The sequence below is a fragment of the Acinetobacter sp. WCHA39 genome (assembly GCF_002165385.1).
Taxonomy (GTDB): domain Bacteria; phylum Pseudomonadota; class Gammaproteobacteria; order Pseudomonadales; family Moraxellaceae; genus Acinetobacter.
In genome coordinates this window covers 18,617-37,797 of sequence record NZ_NHRP01000022.1, presented here as the reverse complement: position 1 = coordinate 37,797, position 19,181 = coordinate 18,617, and the positions used below count along the sequence as shown (strand labels likewise).

Here is a 19,181-nt window from a genome sequence, read left to right as displayed (position 1 = left end):
TATTCATACTCCATAAGTATCATTTTTAGTGCATCGCTGGCAATGGCTGTTTTATAACCAAGCGTATAGAAAACAAAATGGGAAAGAATTATGCAAGCACAAGTAAAAACAGTAACCACTTCTGACCAACAAAGCCTCTGTGTCAAAACATGGGGTGATGAAAAGAAAACACCATTGGTGTTAGTACATGGTTATCCCGATAATCAAGAAGTATGGGAACCAATTATCGAGCAATTGGTTGATGACTATTATGTCGTTACTTACGATGTTCGTGGTGCGGGTTTGTCATCAATTCCAAAGCGTATTAAAGACTATCGATTACCGCGTTTATCTTTGGATTTACAAGAAGTGGTTGATCAAGTGTTACCCAACCGCAATTTCCATATGGCAGCGCATGACTGGGGTTCTTTACAGTCTTGGGAGTCAGCAACTGAACCTAAGTTAAAAGGCCGTTTACTATCTTATACAACAATCTCAGGCCCTTGCTTGGATCATGCTTCTTTATATTTGCGTGAAAAGTTTAAATCTGCACCAAGTAATGTACTGAAAATGCTGACTAAATCTTGGTATATTGGTGCTTTCCATTTGCCATTGGTTGCTCCAACCGTATGGACTTTCTTTAGTCCAGAAAAGTGGGGTAAGATTTTAAGTGGCTTAGAGAAAAAACAAAATTTGCCATTAAATGCAAATATTGTGTCAGATGGTAAATACGGTATTAATTTGTATCGTGCTAACTTTATTCCTTCACTGGCTCAACCACGCCAACGCTATGCTCAATGTCCTGTACAGGCGATTGTATTAAAACGCGATGCATTTGTTAGCACTGAGTATATTACCGAATCAATGCCAAAATGGGTTGAAAACTTTGAATATGTTGAACTTGATGCCAATCACTGGGCGGTTCTAAGTCAGCCAACTAAAATTGCTGAACTAATCCGTCATTTTGTAAAACGCCAGACTGTTTAAGGCTTTAGCGGATTAATCAAAATAAAAATCACTTAAAACAGATTGCAATTTGGCGACATTTTCAGCTTCTATACAATGAATCTGCTAGAATGTCGCCTTTCTTTTTGCTCCTAAATTTTGTCCATGAATGCTGTCGTAATTGCGATTGCCGTGATGTTTATTTTGTCACTGGCACGTGTTTCTGTTGTTCTCACTTTGGTCATATCAGCCATTATTGGTGGTTTGGTTGCTGGACTGAGCCTTTCTCAAACTGTAGAAGCTTTTAATGCAGGACTGGGAGATGGTGCTGAAGTCGCTTTGGCTTATGCTGTTCTAGGTGCTTTTGCCTTAGCATTATCTAAATCTGGTTTACCAGATTTACTTGCACATAAACTGATTGGTTTATTAGGAATGGAAGCCAGTAAAAATCAAGAAAAAAAAGTGAAATATCTTTTATTAACGATTTTACTCATCGCTGCAATTTTCTCTCAAAATCTAATCCCAGTTCATATTGCTTTTATTCCTGTATTGGTTCCGCCATTGTTAAAAGTGATGAATCACCTCAAGCTTGATCGACGTGCGGCAGCATGTGTACTGACGTTGGGTTTAGTTGGAACATATATCTTCTTACCTGTGGGCTTTGGTGCCATTTTCCTTGAACAAATTTTGATGGGGAATATCAATAAAATTGGGGCTGCATATGGTTTGCATGTAGAACGTAGCATGATGCCTATGGGCATGGCGATACCTGTTTTGGGTATGGTTTTAGGTACTTTAGTCGCTGTGTTTATTAGTTATCGTAAGCCCCGTGAATATGTTGATCGATCAATTTCACCCGTTACAAGCATTGATTTGGATAAACCACTACGAGCAACAACACAAGCTGAATATGACCTCAAGGCGGATGCTGAAGAGTTGAAGCATGAAGCTGAAAATGTACCTTATATTTCCAAAAAAACCATGCTTATGGCGTTACTTGCAATCGGTTTAACCTTAGTTGCGCAGTTGTATTCAGGTTCGATGATTTTAGGTGGCCTTGTTGGTTTTGCTGTGTTATCCGCTTCTGGCATCTTTAAATGGCAAGAAGCTGATGATGTGTTTGTGCAAGGGATGCGGATGATGGCCTTAGTTGGTTTTATCATGATTTCTGCGGCAGGTTTTGCTTCAGTCATGACGCATACAGGCGACATTACTCATTTAGTGAATGGTGTTGTACATATCATTGGTGATAATCATGCTTTAGCTGCGTTCTTGATGCTATTTATTGGCTTGTTTGTCACGATCGGTATTGGTTCATCTTTCTCAAGTGTGCCTGTGCTGGCAGTGATTTATGTGCCACTCTGTGTACAATTTGGATTCTCACCTTTGGCGACAATTGCATTGATTGGTACTGCTGCTGCATTAGGTGATGCAGGTTCGCCTGCCTCAGATTCAACATTAGGACCTACAGCAGGACTAGGTGTAGATGGTCAACATGATCACATTTGGGATACTGTCGTGCCAACGTTTATACATTTTAATATCCCGCTACTTATTTTTGGTTGGATCGCAGCAATGGTTTTATAATAAAAAGGCTCAATATGAGCCTTTTTTATTAAGTATAAAAAATATCAAGAAGTGATATTTTTATCTGTTTTTTAATCTAATTTAATAATATATTTCAGATTGAAATTTATATGTAATTTAATTTTTAAATTAATCTTAATTTTATTTTTTTAAAAACTTCATCTAAATTTTAAATAATAAATCCTGATTAAAATACTAGGTTTTATAATGGTTTAAGTTGATTAAATTGGTCTGAATTATTTTTATTACATATTTTAATAAATATATTTTTTTATTATTCAATATATTGCAAAATCAATCAAAAAGGTTGGAATTAATATGTATTGCATAATGTATAAACACGTGTTTATTATATTGAACAAGAACATAATTTTTTAAAAGAGGTTGTTTAAATGCTAAAAAATGTATTAGTTGTTGCATTATTGGGGTTATCATCAACTGCGTTTGCAGGTGGTTTTCAGGTTAAGGTCGGTGGTGGTGTTATTGCGCCAACTGCAGATACAACATTAGCTCCAGGTGTTGTAGTTAAAGGTGATCATGAATTCGCATTTACGCCATCTGTTGAATATTTCTTCGGAGATACTCCTTTTTCAGCTGAACTGTTATTAGCGAATCCAATCAACCATGATGTACTTTTAAATGGCGATAAAGTTGCTAGTGTTCGTCAGTTACCACCGACAATCACAGCAAAATATAACTTTAAGAATTCAACTCGATTTACTCCATATATTGGTGTTGGTGGTACAGCCTTCATTGCATGGCACGAAAAGGGCTTAGCTGATGACGTGAAAAATACTTATGGTTTTGCTGGTCAGTTAGGTTTTAATTTCCAACCTGCTGACGCTAAAAACTGGGGTGTATATATGGATGTTCGATATGCAGATCTTAGCCCTGAAGTTAAGTTGGTTAATGGTACGAAGTTTGATTTAGACCTAAATCCAATGGTCTATACTTTGGGCTATAGCTATAAATTCTAAGTCGATTTAGATTTAAAGAAACCTCACAAATCGTGAGGTTTTTTATTTTGCAATCGTAATATAAAACAGATACAAGCCTGAAACAGAGCGTGCGGTAAGCTAAGAACGAGTTTTTAATAAGTTGTGATCGGTGATGAAAAAATTATTAATCTCAGCATTATTTCTTATGTTATTACTCATTTTATCTCAAACCCATGCCGCCAGTTTCTCATGCAAAGCTGCAAAATTGAAATCGGAACAACAGATTTGTAATGATCGTGGTTTAAATGATGCGGATGTAAAACTGGCAACAACTTACCAGATTATTTTGCACGCACTACCTATGGGAGGGCGTGATGCAGAAAAAGATAAGCAATTCCAATGGTTGAAACAGCGTAATTCATGTGCAGCAAATACTTCTTGTCTTCGTCTTGCTTATGCACAAAGACAACAGCAATTGGATCAACTTCTACAAACACGTATATTGAGCCAAGGACCATTCTAATTGTTCTTTTGTGCATTTTTTAACTGAAAAAATAAAACACAAGGATTGAAATATTCAAGATATGCACCATTCATAAATCATTCCAAATATATAAGCCTCAAGATAAGGAGTGATTTATGAGTGAACAAGTCGCACAAAATTATAGTTTCCAAGCTGAAGTTGCTCAGTTATTACATTTGGTAACACATTCGCTGTATTCCAACCCAGAAATTTTCTTACGTGAACTGATTTCCAATGCATCGGATGCTTGCGATAAGTTACGTTTTGAAGGGATTAATCACCCTGAATATTATGAAAATGACGCCAACTTGCATGTTCGTGTGAGCTTGGATAAAGAGAATAAAACTTTAACTATTTCCGATAATGGTATTGGCCTGAGCCAACAAGAGGCGATAGAGAATCTTGGTACGATTGCAAAATCGGGCACTAAAGATTTTATGTCAAAGTTAAGTGGTGATCAGAAAGCCGACGCACAGTTAATTGGTCAATTTGGTGTTGGTTTTTATTCTGGATTTATTGTTGCCGATAAAATCACGGTGGAGTCGCGCCGTGCAGGTCTGGATGCTGCCGAAGGTGTGCGTTGGATCAGTGGTGGTACAGGTGAGTTCGAAGTTCAAACAATTGAGAAAGAAACCCGTGGTACCGATATCATCTTGCATTTACGTGATGATGCACTCGACTATTTAGAGTCGTGGAAAGTTAAACAAATCATCAATAAGTATTCAGATCACATCAGCTTGCCAATCGAAATGCAAAAAGAAATCTGGCAAGAAGAGGAAGTCGCTGAAGGTGAAGAGCCTAAAGGCGGTCAGATGGTGAAGACGGATGAATGGGAAGCGATTAACTCAGCGAGTGCGTTATGGACACGTAGTAAGAGCGAAATCACTGATGAGCAATACATCGACTTTTATAAAAATCTCAGCCATGACTTTGCAGAACCTCTAGCATGGGCGCATAACCGCGTGGAAGGTAGCACTGAATATACGCAATTATTGTATATCCCAAGTCAGGCTAAACAAGATCTGTTTACACGTGAAGCAAAAGCGGGCATCAAATTGTATGTGAAGCGTGTATTCATTTTGGATGAAGCAGACAACCTCATTCCAAACTATTTACGTTTTGTTCAAGGCGTGGTGGACAGTGCGGATTTACCATTAAATGTCAGCCGTGAATTACTTCAAGAAAGCCGTGATGTAAAAACCATTCGTGAAGGCAATGCGCGTCGTGTCTTGACTTTATTGGATGGTTTAGCAAAGTCGGAAGATGAAAAAGACCAAGAGAAATTTAAAGCTTTCTACACTGAGTTTGGTTCGGTATTAAAAGAAGGTTTAGGTGAAGACACGGGTAATCGTGAGCGTATCTTGAAGTTATTGCGTTATGCAACTTCAAATCATGATGAGATCAGTACTTCTTTTGCCGACTATAAAGCACGTATGAAAGAAGGACAGAAAGCGATTTATTATGTGACTGCGGATAATTTAACGGCTGCGAAAAACTCACCACAACTTGAAGTATTCAAGAAGAAAGGCATTGAAGTTTTACTCATGGCAGATCGTGTTGATGAGTGGGCAATGAATTTTGTCTTTGAGTTTGATGGTACGCCATTACAGAACGTGTCTAAAGGTGCAGTTGATCTTGGTGATCTACAGGATGCGGATGAGAAAAAGGCGCTTGAGGAAGCGGCTGAACAATTTAAACCTGTGGTGGAGCGTTTAAGCAGCTCATTGAAAGACAAAACCAAAGAAGTGCGAGTAACGACACGTTTGGTGGATTCACCTGCATGTTTGGTCACCAGTGAGGGTGAGCTTTCTCCGCAATTGATTCGCATGTTGAAACAGGCAGGTCAGGCTGTTCCTGAAAGCAAGCCAACGCTGGAAATTAACCCTGAACATCCATTGGTAAGAAAACTAGAAAACTCAGCACAGTTTGATGATCTCGCCAACGTGATCTTCGATCAGGCGGTAATTGCTGAAGGTGGCTTACCAGAAGACCCTGCGGCTTATGTCAAACGTATCAACAGCTTGTTATTACAATAAGTGATTTGACCTAAAAACCTCTGCTTCGGCAGAGGTTTTTTTATATCTATGGATAACATTTAAGTTATCCACAGTTGTGTTGATATTTTCATCAGAACAACGTTTCAAGACGAACGAAAGTACTCACATAATGATTTCGATCCTCGCGATGATCATTGAAATAGTTCAGATCACCTTGTACATAGAACCACTCACGCCATAAAGGTTGTCTCCAAGAAACAAAAGGGCCCCAACTGTTTAGACGTAAGTCATTATTGTTGTAATAGCCACCCGTATAGAGACCGTAATTAAAATTGTTATGTGCAAAGAATTGGTGTTGGCGGAAAATGCGATTCTCCCATAACAAATCATCATCTTGCTTGTCAGCATAAGTTAAACTGAATTGATTTGAAAGAAAAGGTTGGTTGGGGCGAGCATGTATCAATTCTAAATTTGTACGTAAATAGTTCTCACTTTGACTACCATATCGATAGATTTGTTCAGCATTAAAGTGGAAATCATTGTGCAAATCCCAATGCTTCTCAGCTCTTAGACGTAAGTAGACATCTTCACCAGAACGAATACCAATATCTGCATCTGTATCAAATGGTAGCTTTTTGGAAAAATTAGACCAACGTAATGCAAGAGAACCATTGCTGTCACGTGTTTGTTTAGAATCAAGTTTTTTATTTGGATCTTGATTTGGTTGTGTATTGGTATTGGCAATATTGTTTTTAAATTCGTCATCTAGAGAATCATCACCAAAAACTACGCTAAATTTTTTTTCTAAAGTTGGAAGTTTGATTTTTCCTCGAATACGAGGTTTAACCTCATAGTTATCATATTCATTCCAATAATTGTCCAACATAAAACGAATCGTTGCTGAAGCTGGTTTTTCAGGGTCGACATCACCAAACCAGTCATCAATCTTAACCGAGGTTCGATCAGCCCAGTTGCGAATATCACGCTGTTTACGATCAACCCAAGTTTTATTCTCAGTTTCAGCGGTTGAAGGAACAATAGATTGATCAGATTGTTCAGGAAGAACGGCGGGGCTCGCATCTACCCATTTAGGAATATAGTCTAAGAAATTTTCTTGATTTGATATTTCCGCTTTTGGAATATTATTCTCAGTTTGTTCAACCGATTCAGTTGCAGCATTGACAGTTGTTGATAAACCGAATGGAAGTGCAATGAGCGTATATAAAATATATGATGGTACTGTTTGATTTAAAGTCGTCATAGTTAAAACTTATATATTGTTCTTCATTTAACTTTTGATTATTCAAGCAATAAAATCAAGCTAAAGACACAAAAAACAGCAATTTAACAATGCGTTTGAAAATTTGAATGAGTATTTATGAAAATCCACCATGAAACTTGCAATAAGCAATCACAAGTTTGATGGTGGATTAGAGGTATCTTAAAAATGGATATTTAGGTCGCTGAAACATCCGCATTTTCGAGTGCTTGATAGAGATCATGAACTGAAATTGGTTGAGGTAGGCGGCTAATCACTTGACGTATTAATTGCCATGTATAGCCGTCTGCACGATCTAACAATAGATACGGATAAGCTTGATCTTCGCTCGATAATTTTACGCGTTCTGCGCCGTGTAGCACTCTGATTTTTTGACGCTCTTTGAGTAGGATGACTGGCGTCAAAAAAGTCGCTGTTGTTTCTTCAAAAGGAATAAACTTTTGCGTGTTAATAAAGGCAGCAGGAATATAAGGGTAAGATCGCTCACTACGCTGCCAAACTTGATTACCATTCATGATACATTCATTAAATAGTGTTTCATGTTGGTGGTAATGTTGTTTAAAAATAACCCAGTCTGTTTGATGAATCGAGCTTGTTTGAGTATGACGTTTGTCTGTATAAGCTTGTAAGATTGTTGCAGCATATTCGACACTATGAGTACCAATAAGGACGACATAATGTGAAAACTGTCCTTGAGCATAAAGCTGTTCAGCAACAAAGATTTGAGCTGTTTCCCAAATAGGTTGAACGTCATTCTCAGCTTTTAAATATAACCAATCAATTTTAATATTTTGATTAATCTCATCGTGTAGCTCTACACGATATAAAGATGGAAATGTTTTAGGATCGATACGCTCTAAGCGACATACGAGTCCATCTAAATTAAAATCTTTGAGTGCAACAGGTTTCGCTTTATTGAGATTTGCAACAGGACGCACATTTTGTCTAAAACTTGGTTTAGGCTTTGCGACCGTTGGTATACTTGGTGTTGGAGTATTGGGTACAGATTGAATTCTTTCCTGAATAATTGCTTCGAGTTGTGCTTCAAAATTCGCAGTTTCTTCTCTCATAGCAGATAATCTGTCCTTGTGAATTGTCTGATTTGAATCTAATGATAAATTTGTTGAAGTTTGATGAATTGGCTCTAAAACAGGAATAAGACTTTTGAGTTCATCATCTGTTTTTATATAATCACTTGTACTCGTTTGAATCCATTCAAGTGCTTGTCGAGTAGATGTAAACCAAGGGCTCTTTATAAAAGACAATGCAGGACGAATAACCCAAATTTGCCAATGCTGTGACTGACGTAAAGCTGCCCATCCCATGTCGCCTGATGCAAATAAAGCATGTTCAACACGCCCCATAAATTTAAATGTTCCGCGATAAGTGAGTGCATACCCAAAGCTTTCTAATTCTTCAGCCGAAAATTCTTCTTGTTGAATAAATTCTTTAAATGGAGTGAGTTGTTCTTGAAACAATGGATCGTCACAAGAAGCACAAATATCCTTAATACGTTGCTTTGATTTTGCGATCTCAAAAAGTGAGTTTTTATCGTTGTTTAGCCCAACAATCAGATGTTTGAGCTCATCAACCAATAATGCTTTCTCTAATACGTCCATTGATAGTTTCCTTAGAGATAGGCTTGAGCCTGTTTTAAATAATGAATAAGTACAATATTCACAGCATCATCTAACAGTTTGTATTCAGATGTATTCGTCAAATTATGCTGTCTAGCCAAGGCTACAAGTTGCTCAATACATATTTGTTCGGGTTGAATCTGACCATTTATCAGGGCTTGTAACTCTTGAATTTTCATAACAAAAGAATGTCACTTTATGACGATTATAGAAGAAAAATATGCAAAATCTATAGACTGCAAGTTAGTAAAAAATCTCATTTAGTTATTCCAAATAGAGATTTTGATCATGTTTTGGCTTTCAAAGTATCAACATTTTAAAACAATAAATCGGATAAATAGATCGCACTGGGGAAGTATATCTATAAATCTATCACTTTAGTGTGATTTTAATCACATTTTTTTTAGTTAAAAGTTGATCAATAAAATACTTAGTTTGTTACAGAATTTACCACTACAGATAAACGGTATGCTTTTTAAGATAATAGGTGACGTAACCATCACATCTAGTTTGAATAGTTCGCTGCACACAAGCTTCAGACAGTTGCTGAAGCTTGTATTTTAGCTAGCTTGTTAGGGCTTAATTTCGCATTGATCATCGCTACATTGAGCCGCATCTGTTTGCTGAATTTCTTCTTTAGAAGCGGATTGAGCTTGTTGTAATGCCTGTAAGAAAATTTCACGCGGTTGTGCGCCTGAAAGTGCTAGTTTTTGATCAAAAACAAAAAAGGGTACACCCGTTACATTTAATTGCTCATGTGCAATTTTTTCATCGTGGCGAACAAAATCTGCCAGTTCATCTGAATTCAATACATACTCGACTTCAGCATGATCCAAACCAATCCGTGAAGCGATTTCTTCAACCACTTCACGTTCACCAATTGCAAGACCTTCAGTCATATAAGCATGAAAAAAAGCTTCTTTTGCTTCGTTACCCAAACCTTTGCTTTGAGCCAAATGGATAATACGATGTGCATTAAAGCTGTTGCCTGAATTGGCTTTTTGCCATTGAAAATCAATGCCTTCAGTCGCTGCCATAGCCGCAACATTACGTTCCATTTCTTCCATGTCAGCAAAGCTACGCCCATATTTCTTTGCTAAGCGTTCCGTATTCGAAGTCTCATGTTTGGCAGGTGCATCTGGATCGAGTTCAAAGCTATGCCAATGAATATCAAGCTCAATTCCTGCTTGTTCAGCAACATGTTCAAGACGCTTTTTCCCAATATAACAAAAAGGGCAAACGACATCTGACCAAATATCTACGCGCATGGCATATCTCTACAATTTCAGTTGATTTGATAATAGGGGCGAAAGTACGAAATTTAAAGCGATGAAAATGTAATGCTCCGTTACGAGAAATGAAATAAAAATCAATTAACAGTCTGTGTTTGATTGATTAAACTTAAATTCAGAACATAAGAAATAGAAATATACTTGGAGGCTGTATGCGCCGTTTTTTATTATTTTTAACTGTCGTCGTGATTTGTTTGGGTACATTCTTTTTCTATCAATATCGCTTAAAGCAAAATGCAGCCAATACCGAACAAATGTTTGAAATTGTTATGGCTGAAAAAATGCGTGGGCTCTATGATCAAGCGCAGGATTGGAGCAAGCCTATACAACTCAACGTACATGATGATCGTTTATCTGGTGATTATAAGTTGATGTCCGAGTTTCTACTTAGTTATTGGATGCAAAATGTTGAGGCAAGAAACGCTTATTTAAGACAACTCAAAGCAGCAAATTGGGATACTTTTCTAGATGTCGAACGTTTAGATCTAGACCGTCAAAAAGGTTATCGTGAGACTGAAAAGATGCTTCAGGATGTGCGAAAAATCTCGACTGAATATGGAATAAAAAGACAGAAAATACAGGCAGATTCACTTGAACAAGCAAAAAATCTCGCCATTCATCATGAAATGAGAAAATCTTTACAAGAAAAACTGCAAAATAACCTGAAAACAGACAAGGCGCATGACATTTTTCCGATTGAACAACAAGTGATTGAGAAAGCACAAGCGATGTTTGATATGTTAAAAACTGATCCTTGGCAAAGAGAAGATAACAAGATTCTTTTTAAGGAAACAGCACAAGTCAAAAAGTTTAATGCGCTTTATCAAGATGTGCTCAGATTAAATCAGAAGATGGATAAAATTAAGCAAAACAATGTTGCAGTATTAGATGAAGAATTATAATTTCGTGATGCAATGATGCCTTGTATACATCATTGCATGACTGAGTTCGAGCTTAAGTTTAATCAAAGATCTTTTCTGCTGCTTGGAAAGGTAGACTCACCACATCAATCGCCACGGCAAAAGGGAGCAATACCAGTTTTTCCAAAGGATTCATACCTGATTTTGATTTATAACTTTCTTCTTTATTGGTATAGATAGAGATTTGGTAAGGCTTACTTAATGCTTTGAGTGAGCTTAGATTATTTGCAGTAGGATAAACAACACCAGCGAGTTTGATATCGAAACAGAAGCGTTGAGCTTGCATACGTTCATCACTTGAAGAAGAACATTCTCTCGCACCATTCTCAATGAAAAACTCTAAATCTTTTTTGCTCAAGTCTTCTTTTAGTTTTATATATGAAAGGGGGAGTGTGCCTGAAAAATTGCCATCATTTTTTTCAGAATAAAAGCTTAGCTCACGTGTAATTTGAATATTTTGGGGGTCGAGCTTTGTGATTAAACTCACAAATTGAGATCCACCTTGGGTAAGGATATAGCTATTCTTTTGCCCTGCGATTACGAGACTATCTTTAGGTAAATTTGCAGATTGTTGAGCAGGTCTTCCAAATGCAATGACACTATCTTCAACCAAAGTAACCTTGGTTGTGCGAATATAAGCTTTACTGTCTTTGGTAATAAGGGTTTTGGTTGCACAACCTGCTAAACATAATCCTGTAATCGATATTGCTGTAGTCATTTTAATTAGAGTTGAAATCATCCATTTCTCCTAATCGCTTTTTAAAGTATATAAAATAATCAATATTTATAAATTCACTCGAGCACAGTAATCAAAAAAACGAGCTTATGCGAGATTTTTTCCTCTTTTATCTATTTATTTTACAAAGATCAGACACATTGTTTGATTCGCTCATTTTATCTTACGTTCAAAAAAATAATCCTATTTACCGTTTATCAGAGTGATACAGAATTCAATATCACTTTATTGTAGGCTTAATTTATAGCTATTTTTATTCAATGTTTATGGTGAATGATTTTTGGAGCAAGTGATGAACTTTCTAAAACGATCAGCGCTGATGATGGCATTTACTTTGGTTGGATTTTCAGCAGTACATGCCGAAGAGGTTGAAACTTTACCAACCATTCGTATTATGGCTGAATCTGAATTACGTGAAGAAGTTGTAGGACCTACTCCATTTCAAGAAGATAAAAAAGTACGTCAAGCACTTCAGCATCGTATTTATAAAACTCATACTGATATGCAAAATGCAGAAATTCCTGAGAATATTAGTGCAGTTGAATTTGAACCAAAGGTGCAGTCAGGCTTATCTCAAGTTTCACCTGGGTTACAAGAGTATATTCTAGCGGTGGCCTCAGGTTTTCAATCATCTGATCCAACTAATGGTGTATTTAAAATATTAGAGCCACTTAATATAAATCGAAACAATATTGATGGCATTCGTGATGGTTCGATTAAAGTCAATTTGAATGATATTTTGCTATTACAGCAGCAAATTCAAAATGGTTTAAAAGATTTTAGACAACCATAGCTTATATCATTGAATAAGATAAAAATCCCCGCATATAGCGGGGATTTTCTCTTTATCTCAGTGTCGATTAAACACGTTCGATAATGGTCGCGATACCTTGACCAAGACCGATACACATGGTCGCAAGACCGATTTGTGTATCTTGTTGTTCCATCACGTTCAACAATGTTGTTGTGATACGAGCACCAGAACAGCCTAATGGGTGACCTAATGCAATCGCACCACCATTCAAGTTGATGATGTCTTGTTTGTCATAAACGCCTAAGCCTTTCATGACTGATAAGCCTTGAGCAGCAAATGCTTCGTTTAATTCGATAGTTTGGATATCCGCCATCGTTAAACCAGCACGTTTAAGCGCTTTTTGAGTTGCTGGAACTGGACCATAACCCATGATCGCAGCATCACAACCTGCAATCGCCATAGAGCGAATCACAGCACGAGGTTTTAAACCTAAAGATGCAGCACGTTCAGCTGACATCAACAACATTGCAGATGCACCGTCAGAAAGAGCAGAAGAAGTTGCTGCTGTTACTGAACCACCTTTAGGATCGAAAACTGGTTTCAATGCTTTGAATGCTTCAAGGTTTGCATCAGCACGAATCACTTCGTCGATGTCGCAAAGGGTTTTGAAGCCATTAGCATCATGACCTTCAACACCCACGATTTCATTTTTGAAACGACCTTCTTGAGTTGCAGCCCAAGCACGGCGGTGAGATTCAACACCGAAAGCATCTTGCTCTTCACGAGAGATACCGTTCATACGACCTAACATTTCAGCAGTTAAGCCCATCATGTTCGATGCTTTTGCATAGTGTTTAGATGCTTCAGGGTTAAGGTCGATGCCGTGCATCATACCTACGTGACCCATATGCTCTACACCACCGATGATGAAGATGTCACCTTGGTTGGTTGCAATCTGTGCAGCAGCAGTATGAAGTGCTTGCATAGAAGAACCACAAAGACGGTTTACTGTTTGACCGCCAGCAGTTTTTGGAATGTCAGCCAATAAACCAATATTACGAGCAATGTTCATACCTTGCTCTAAAGTTTGGTTTACACAGCCCCAAATGATGTCTTCAACTTCATTGGTATCAAACTGGTTACGAGCAACAAGTGCACGTACTAATTCAGCAGATAAACTGTCGGCACGAACATTGCGGAACATACCGTTACGTGATTTGCCCATGGCAGAACGAACGCCATCAACAATCACAACGTCACGTGGATTTAAAGTAGCCATTCACGTCGCTCCTTAACCGTAGAATTTTTTGTTGTTAGCAGCCATGTCACGCAACATTTGTGGCGCTTCATAAGCTTTACCTAAATGTGCATATTTGTCGCAAAGCGCAACGTATTCAGCAACACCTGTTTGGTCGATGTAACGGCATGGACCACCACGGAATGGAGGGAAACCTACACCCATGATCATCGCCATATCTGCTTCAGAAGCAGTTGCAACGATGTTGTCTTCTAAGCAACGAACTGTTTCGTTACAGAAAGCAAGCATCATACGGTCAATGATTTCTTGTGGATCAAATTCACGTTTTTCGCCAGTCACGAAAGGCGCAATGATTTCGTAAGCTGTTGGGTCAACAGTTTTCGCTTTCTTACCTTTCTTGTCTAACACATATTTGTAGAAACCAACATCGTTCTTTTGACCAAGACGTTTTGCTTCGTACATCGCTTCGATAGAACCTTTGTAATCTGGCTTCATACGGTCAGGGAAACCTTCAGCCATCACTTCAGCGCCATGTACACCTGTATCGATACCAACAACATCGATTAAGTATGCAGGACCCATCGGCCAGCCGAATTTCGCCATCACATTATCAACTTGCTGGAAGTCAGCACCGTCTTTAACGAGTAGGTCGAATGCACCGAAGTAAGGGAACAATACACGGTTTACTAAGAAGCCTGGGCAGTCGTTTACAACGATTGGGGTTTTACCCATTTTCTGAGCAAGAACAACAGTTGTTGCGATTGCTTCTTCAGAAGTTTTCTCACCACGAATGACTTCAACCAATGGCATCATGTGTACTGGGTTAAAGAAGTGCATACCAACGAAGTTTTCAGGACGTTGTAATGCTTTCGCCAAACGAGTAATCGAGATTGTAGATGTGTTAGAAGCGATGATCGTGTTTTCACGAACATGCTTTTCAGTATCTGCAAGTACGATTTCTTTAACTTTTGGATTTTCAGTTACCGCTTCGATCACGATATCCACTTCTTTAAACTCATCGTAGCTTAAAGTAGGACGGATGCGAGCAAGGGTTTCACCCATTTGCGCAGGTTTCATTTTCTTGCGTTCAACTTGCTTAGTCAGTAAGCCGTTCGCTTCTTTCATACCCAATGCAAGTTGTGGGTTACCAATGTCTTTCATGATGATTGGAGTGCCTTTGCTTGCCGCTTGGTAAGCAATACCACCACCCATGATACCCGCACCTAATACAGCTGCTTGGTTGACAGGGTGAGCACCTTTCTCATATTTCTTCGCAGTTTTCTTCACAACTTGGTCATTGATGAATAAACCAATCAATGCACCTGCTTGTGGAGTAATTGCTGCTTTAGCAAAACCTTGAGCTTCTGCTTTTAATGCATCATTACGTGTAAGGCTTGCACCTGCTTGTAATGAGTCAAGTAACAATTTTGGCGCAGGGTATTGTGCAGGGTTTGCTTTTGCAAGTACCGCACCTTTTGCTGTATTGAATGCCATCATTTGTTCAAGTGGATTCAATTTAATTGCGTCTAATTTTTCTTGACGTTTTGCTTTCCAGTTCAAACGACCAGCAATCGCTTGTTTAACTAAGTCAACAGCAGCTTCTTGAAGTTTGTCAGCAGCAACAACCGCATCTACAGCACCATCTTTCAGTGCAGCAGCTGGCTTCTTAGGATTCGCCATTGCCATCCATTCAACGGCATTGTCGATACCGATTAAACGGCTTAAACGTACGCTACCACCAAAACCAGGATAGATACCGAGTTTGATTTCTGGTAAGCCAACTTGAGCTTGCTCAGACATGACACGGTAGTCACACACTAAGCACATTTCAAAACCACCACCAAGCGCTGTACCATTAATCGCAGCAACTTTAGGGATGTCTAAATCTTCAAAGCTATTGAAGACGTCATGTACAGGCATAAGCCAATCAACAATTGCTTGTTCACCAGCAGCGAAGTTGTCGCCAAATTCAGTAATATCTGCACCAACGATAAATGTTGATTTACCAGAGGTAACAACTAAGCCTTTAATGTCGTTATTGGCTTTAACCGCAGCAATTGCTGCTTGGAAGTCTTCGATGGTTGCACGGTTAAATTTATTAACCGACTCACCTTGTAAGTCAAAGCGGAATTCTGCAATTCCGTCCGCAAGCATTTGGACGGTAATGGCATTGCCAGCGTGGATCATGCCTGATCTCCCTTGTTGTGGAGGATTCTGAGTTGATGTCATAAAGCGTGTATGCGTTAGCGCACACAAAATGCTTTGCTAATCTTACGATAACTATATCCAAAAAGGACATAACAAGTTGTATCAAGCCGTGACGCTAGGGTCATCTATTCTTTTAAAGAATTTATTTCTAAGGCTTGTATAAAAATAGAAAGCTATTTTTTCCTTTAAAAACAGTGAAAAGTTTATTGATTTTAGTCATGTGCTTATCGTTTTTAAACGTAAAAATTGTATTAAGCAACCCATAAATCATTTTTAAATTCGTATATTTTTTATTAGCATATTTAAGCTTTAAGTTAAGTTGCTAAAGTTATGGCTTATTTATTGCTTTATTATAGATATAGCGAAAGCAATATTTTGTTGTTAACTCTTTGTTAGAAAAAGGATTTTGAAAGATTTTTTTGTTTTTAAAATGAGACATAGTTTGATTTTATGACAAAAAATGTTAGTTATAGCTGTTTTTAGGGTTTATATGAAAACGAATAGAAAAATAATTATTTGTTGATGATGTGGTTGGGAAGCTGAATAAAAAACAAACCTGTTTAGGGAAGGCTGGGTAAAAGATGAAACCAACAGACCAAACCTTGATGAAACAAATGCATATTTCGATTGAAGAAATTGAATATCGACGATCTTTGCTTAGTTTAAGTCATCAAGAATTACAGCAGTTGGTTGACTTAGGGGGACAAATTGATCTTGAGTATTTACTTGACCAAGTTGTGATTACCTTTTATCAACAGCAAACCTCGATTTCGGAGATTGCTTCACTGATTGGCGATATAGACACTTTATCTCGGTTACAACATGCACAACGCCAATACTTGGTAGAACTTTTTTCAGGTAATTATGATGCCAATTATGTCAATAATCGATTGAGAATCGGTTTAGTGCATAAACGAATTGGTGTCGAACCCAAATTATATTTATCCGCCGTCTATCATCTCAAAATCATGCTGATATCAATGATTCAACAACAATTAGGCGATACAGAGAATTTTCATCAAATACGTTCTACTTTAGAAAAGTTATTTATGTTTGATATTTCGCTGGTTGTAGAAACCTATGTGTGGAGTTTGGTCAGTGAGTTGAAGGCATCTAAAGAAAAAATTGAGCAATATGCTTCTGTGTTAGAAGATCGGGCTCAGCAAATGGAAGCTTTATCTCAAACTGATCCGCTCACAGGACTATTAAATGTGAGACATTTAAATCGTATTTTAAATTCGACCATTTATGCGGCTGAACGAAGTTTAGAACCCGTTACAGTGGTATTTATTGACATCAATGATTTTAAAATCATTAATGATAATTTTGGGCATTCTAAAGGTGATCAAATGTTAAAAGTTGTAGCGGATGCGATTCGATTTGTTGCACGTTTGGATGATCATTGTTTTAGATGTGGTGGAGATGAGTTTTGTATTGTGTTTCCACGTTGTACTGAAGCACAGGCACTTGAAAGTTTCGTTCCAAGATTACTACAGTATGTTTATCATATTGAGCCGAGTATTACTTTGAGTATCGGTGTAAAACAAACAGATCATGTTGATGGTTACTTAGATGCATCTACTTTGATTCATGAAGCTGATGCAAAAATGTATTTGGTCAAAAAACAGCAAAAAATAAAAAAATAACAATTTTTATTGGAAGATTTATTTTTATATATACATGATATTTATTGTTTATTTTATCTAATGAATTAAGTAGAAAAACTTGTTGAACCAAAATTGGCTAGAAATTAAAAAAGACGATGATAAAATTCCGAGATTCATTTTTTTGGTCGATTTTTTCAATGGTTAAATGGATCATTTTAGCGATTTTTATCATTTCAGCTTTGTATATTCAACGACGCGGTAAAGTAAAACATTCGTTTTATCGTCAATTTTTCGATCATTCAACGATTCTTGCACCTATAAACTTTTTAATGTACATGTTTTCTAAAGTACCGAATCAACCTTATATTGATACGCAGTATTTTAAAGATTTAAAAGTTTTAGATGAATATTGGGAAATGATTCGAGACGAAGCCAAAGCTTTATATGACAAAGGTGGGATTAAAGCTTCAAGTAGTTATGATGACCTCGGTTTCAACTCCTTCTTTAAAACAGGTTGGAAACGTTTCTATTTGAAATGGTACGACTCGGCACATCCATCTGCTGCTGAACTTTGCCCAAAAACAACCGCATTATTAAAAACGCTTCCAACAATTAAAGCTGCGATGTTTACTGAGTTGGCACCAGATAGCCGTTTAGTTCGCCATCGTGATCCTTATGCGGGTTCATTGCGTTACCATTTAGGTTTGATTACACCTAATGATGATCGCTGTTTTATTGATGTTGATGGTCAGCGATATTCGTGGCGTGATGGTGAAAGTGTGGTGTTTGATGAAACCTATATCCATTATGCGGAAAACACGACGAACCAGAATCGTATTATCTTTTTCGCTGATGTAGAACGCCCATTAAAAACCCGTTTTATGGAAAAGTTTAACCACTGGTTTGGTAAAAGTGTCATGACCGCAGCCAGTTCACCTAATGAGGCAGGCGATCAAACAGGTGGCTTAAATAAAGTCTTTGGTTATGTTTATCAGTTTCGTTTAAAAGCCAAAGCCTTAAAAGCAAGCAATCGTGGTTTATATTATTTTTTGAAATGGTTCATCATGTTAGGGCTATTTTTCTTAATTTTTATTCGACCTTATGTATTTTAAGTCTGAATCAGATCAACGCCCGAAAGGGCGTTTTTTTATAACGATGATTTAGTTATTTATTTGTTTATTAATTAATGTTAGCAAAAACAAGTTCAGTTGAGTACTCAAGATTATATTGAATCTTATCCAACCCAAAATCTGTCACATGTAAGTGTAGGAAGTAATATTATCCGCAAAGATATTTGGCAAAATGCAGCTTGGACTACATCTATACCTAATACTGAGTTTAATTTAGTAGACACTCGGATTCGCCATCAGTCTCGGGAATATTGGGGTTTTTAGCATATAGCTAGAGAAGTTAATCCAATCGCTCCAACGAATGAACTAGCCTGTGATTTCTTTCATGAGTCTGCATTTAAGAGCGCTGATCAAGTATTGAGTCGAGTTTTTAAATGATAGGTGTTATTTG

At 37.5% G+C, this 19,181-nt stretch carries 16 protein-coding genes and 1 pseudogene; 10 read left to right on the top strand and 7 right to left on the bottom strand.

Annotation, left to right across the window (positions count from 1 at the left end):
* Positions 1-90: 90 nt before the first annotated feature.
* The 5 genes from CDG56_RS11735 (at position 91) to htpG (ending at position 6,008) form a co-directional block, all read left to right on the top strand.
* The gene (locus CDG56_RS11735; protein WP_087547964.1) at positions 91-966 is read left to right on the top strand and encodes an alpha/beta fold hydrolase; all 876 of its coding nucleotides are present in this window, start codon (positions 91-93) and stop codon (positions 964-966) included.
* A gap of 123 nt (positions 967-1,089) precedes the next feature.
* Positions 1,090-2,511, top strand: coding sequence for a Na+/H+ antiporter family protein (locus CDG56_RS11730; protein WP_087547963.1), 1,422 nt, complete (start codon positions 1,090-1,092; stop codon positions 2,509-2,511).
* A 392-nt stretch (positions 2,512-2,903) separates the two neighbouring features.
* Complete coding sequence (locus CDG56_RS11725) at positions 2,904-3,488, top strand: OmpW/AlkL family protein (RefSeq protein ID WP_087547962.1); 585 nt, start codon at positions 2,904-2,906, stop codon at positions 3,486-3,488.
* Positions 3,489-3,621: 133 nt separating this feature from the next.
* On the top strand, positions 3,622-3,972 hold the full coding sequence (locus CDG56_RS11720; protein ID WP_087547961.1) for a lysozyme inhibitor LprI family protein: 351 nt from the start codon (positions 3,622-3,624) through the stop codon (positions 3,970-3,972).
* A gap of 116 nt (positions 3,973-4,088) precedes the next feature.
* Complete coding sequence (htpG, locus tag CDG56_RS11715; protein ID WP_087547960.1) at positions 4,089-6,008, top strand: molecular chaperone HtpG; 1,920 nt, start codon at positions 4,089-4,091, stop codon at positions 6,006-6,008.
* Between the two features lie 91 nt (positions 6,009-6,099).
* Here the strand turns inward: htpG and CDG56_RS11710 are convergent, their stop codons facing one another.
* From CDG56_RS11710 to CDG56_RS11695, 4 genes are all read right to left on the bottom strand, one after another.
* Entirely contained in the window at positions 6,100-7,230 is a 1,131-nt protein-coding gene (locus CDG56_RS11710) for a hypothetical protein (RefSeq protein WP_087547959.1), read from the bottom strand.
* A 194-nt stretch (positions 7,231-7,424) separates the two neighbouring features.
* On the bottom strand, positions 7,425-8,867 hold the full coding sequence (locus CDG56_RS11705; RefSeq protein ID WP_087547958.1) for a hypothetical protein: 1,443 nt from the start codon (positions 8,865-8,867) through the stop codon (positions 7,425-7,427).
* 11 nt (positions 8,868-8,878) lie between these two features.
* Positions 8,879-9,064 carry a hypothetical protein gene (locus tag CDG56_RS11700; RefSeq protein ID WP_005163017.1) on the bottom strand — a complete coding sequence of 62 codons (186 nt, stop codon included), beginning with the start codon at positions 9,062-9,064 and terminating at the stop codon, positions 8,879-8,881.
* Positions 9,065-9,457: 393 nt separating this feature from the next.
* A complete protein-coding gene (locus tag CDG56_RS11695) occupies positions 9,458-10,153 on the bottom strand; it encodes a DsbA family oxidoreductase (protein ID WP_087547957.1) in 696 nt (231 codons plus the stop codon).
* A 176-nt stretch (positions 10,154-10,329) separates the two neighbouring features.
* Here CDG56_RS11695 and CDG56_RS11690 point away from each other — a divergent pair, with 176 nt between their 5' ends.
* Complete coding sequence (locus tag CDG56_RS11690; protein WP_087547956.1) at positions 10,330-11,079, top strand: hypothetical protein; 750 nt, start codon at positions 10,330-10,332, stop codon at positions 11,077-11,079.
* A gap of 58 nt (positions 11,080-11,137) precedes the next feature.
* Here the strand turns inward: CDG56_RS11690 and CDG56_RS11685 are convergent, their stop codons facing one another.
* The gene (locus tag CDG56_RS11685) at positions 11,138-11,836 is read right to left on the bottom strand and encodes a hypothetical protein (RefSeq protein WP_087547955.1); all 699 of its coding nucleotides are present in this window, start codon (positions 11,834-11,836) and stop codon (positions 11,138-11,140) included.
* Between the two features lie 289 nt (positions 11,837-12,125).
* Between CDG56_RS11685 and CDG56_RS11680 the strand changes: the two genes are divergently transcribed.
* Positions 12,126-12,626 (top strand): hypothetical protein, encoded by a 501-nt coding sequence (locus tag CDG56_RS11680; protein ID WP_087537427.1) that lies wholly within the window; start codon positions 12,126-12,128, stop codon positions 12,624-12,626.
* Between the two features lie 67 nt (positions 12,627-12,693).
* Here the strand turns inward: CDG56_RS11680 and fadA are convergent, their stop codons facing one another.
* Complete coding sequence (gene fadA / locus CDG56_RS11675) at positions 12,694-13,866, bottom strand: acetyl-CoA C-acyltransferase FadA (protein ID WP_087547954.1); 1,173 nt, start codon at positions 13,864-13,866, stop codon at positions 12,694-12,696.
* A gap of 12 nt (positions 13,867-13,878) precedes the next feature.
* Positions 13,879-16,032, bottom strand: coding sequence for a fatty acid oxidation complex subunit alpha FadB (fadB, locus tag CDG56_RS11670; protein WP_087547953.1), 2,154 nt, complete (start codon positions 16,030-16,032; stop codon positions 13,879-13,881).
* A gap of 602 nt (positions 16,033-16,634) precedes the next feature.
* Between fadB and CDG56_RS11665 the strand changes: the two genes are divergently transcribed.
* The 3 genes and pseudogenes from CDG56_RS11665 to CDG56_RS17330 all read left to right on the top strand — a co-directional run.
* On the top strand, positions 16,635-17,699 hold the full coding sequence (locus CDG56_RS11665) for a GGDEF domain-containing protein (RefSeq protein WP_005162997.1): 1,065 nt from the start codon (positions 16,635-16,637) through the stop codon (positions 17,697-17,699).
* Positions 17,700-17,857: 158 nt separating this feature from the next.
* Entirely contained in the window at positions 17,858-18,772 is a 915-nt protein-coding gene (lpxO, locus tag CDG56_RS11660) for a lipid A hydroxylase LpxO (protein WP_087547952.1), read from the top strand.
* 81 nt (positions 18,773-18,853) lie between these two features.
* Positions 18,854-19,168: pseudogene (locus CDG56_RS17330) on the top strand (hypothetical protein); the annotation flags it as partial.
* Positions 19,169-19,181 lie beyond the last annotated feature (13 nt).

Bases quoted from the DNA above. Each gene is read 5' to 3' on its own strand.
- htpG (WP_087547960.1), top strand. From the start codon at position 4,089: ATGAGTGAACAAGTCGCACAAAATTATAGTTTCCAAGCTGAAGTTGCT.
- CDG56_RS11735 (WP_087547964.1), top strand. From the start codon at position 91: ATGCAAGCACAAGTAAAAACAGTAACCACTTCTGACCAACAAAGCCTC.
- CDG56_RS11730 (WP_087547963.1), top strand. From the start codon at position 1,090: ATGAATGCTGTCGTAATTGCGATTGCCGTGATGTTTATTTTGTCACTG.
- CDG56_RS11695 (WP_087547957.1), bottom strand. From the start codon at position 10,153: ATGCGCGTAGATATTTGGTCAGATGTCGTTTGCCCTTTTTGTTATATT.
- CDG56_RS11725 (WP_087547962.1), top strand. From the start codon at position 2,904: ATGCTAAAAAATGTATTAGTTGTTGCATTATTGGGGTTATCATCAACT.
- CDG56_RS11665 (WP_005162997.1), top strand. From the start codon at position 16,635: ATGAAACCAACAGACCAAACCTTGATGAAACAAATGCATATTTCGATT.
- CDG56_RS11710 (WP_087547959.1), bottom strand. From the start codon at position 7,230: ATGACGACTTTAAATCAAACAGTACCATCATATATTTTATATACGCTC.
- CDG56_RS11700 (WP_005163017.1), bottom strand. From the start codon at position 9,064: ATGAAAATTCAAGAGTTACAAGCCCTGATAAATGGTCAGATTCAACCC.
- lpxO (WP_087547952.1), top strand. From the start codon at position 17,858: ATGGTTAAATGGATCATTTTAGCGATTTTTATCATTTCAGCTTTGTAT.
- CDG56_RS11705 (WP_087547958.1), bottom strand. From the start codon at position 8,867: ATGGACGTATTAGAGAAAGCATTATTGGTTGATGAGCTCAAACATCTG.
- CDG56_RS11685 (WP_087547955.1), bottom strand. From the start codon at position 11,836: ATGATTTCAACTCTAATTAAAATGACTACAGCAATATCGATTACAGGA.
- fadB (WP_087547953.1), bottom strand. From the start codon at position 16,032: ATGATCCACGCTGGCAATGCCATTACCGTCCAAATGCTTGCGGACGGA.
- CDG56_RS11690 (WP_087547956.1), top strand. From the start codon at position 10,330: ATGCGCCGTTTTTTATTATTTTTAACTGTCGTCGTGATTTGTTTGGGT.
- CDG56_RS11720 (WP_087547961.1), top strand. From the start codon at position 3,622: ATGAAAAAATTATTAATCTCAGCATTATTTCTTATGTTATTACTCATT.
- CDG56_RS11680 (WP_087537427.1), top strand. From the start codon at position 12,126: ATGAACTTTCTAAAACGATCAGCGCTGATGATGGCATTTACTTTGGTT.
- fadA (WP_087547954.1), bottom strand. From the start codon at position 13,866: ATGGCTACTTTAAATCCACGTGACGTTGTGATTGTTGATGGCGTTCGT.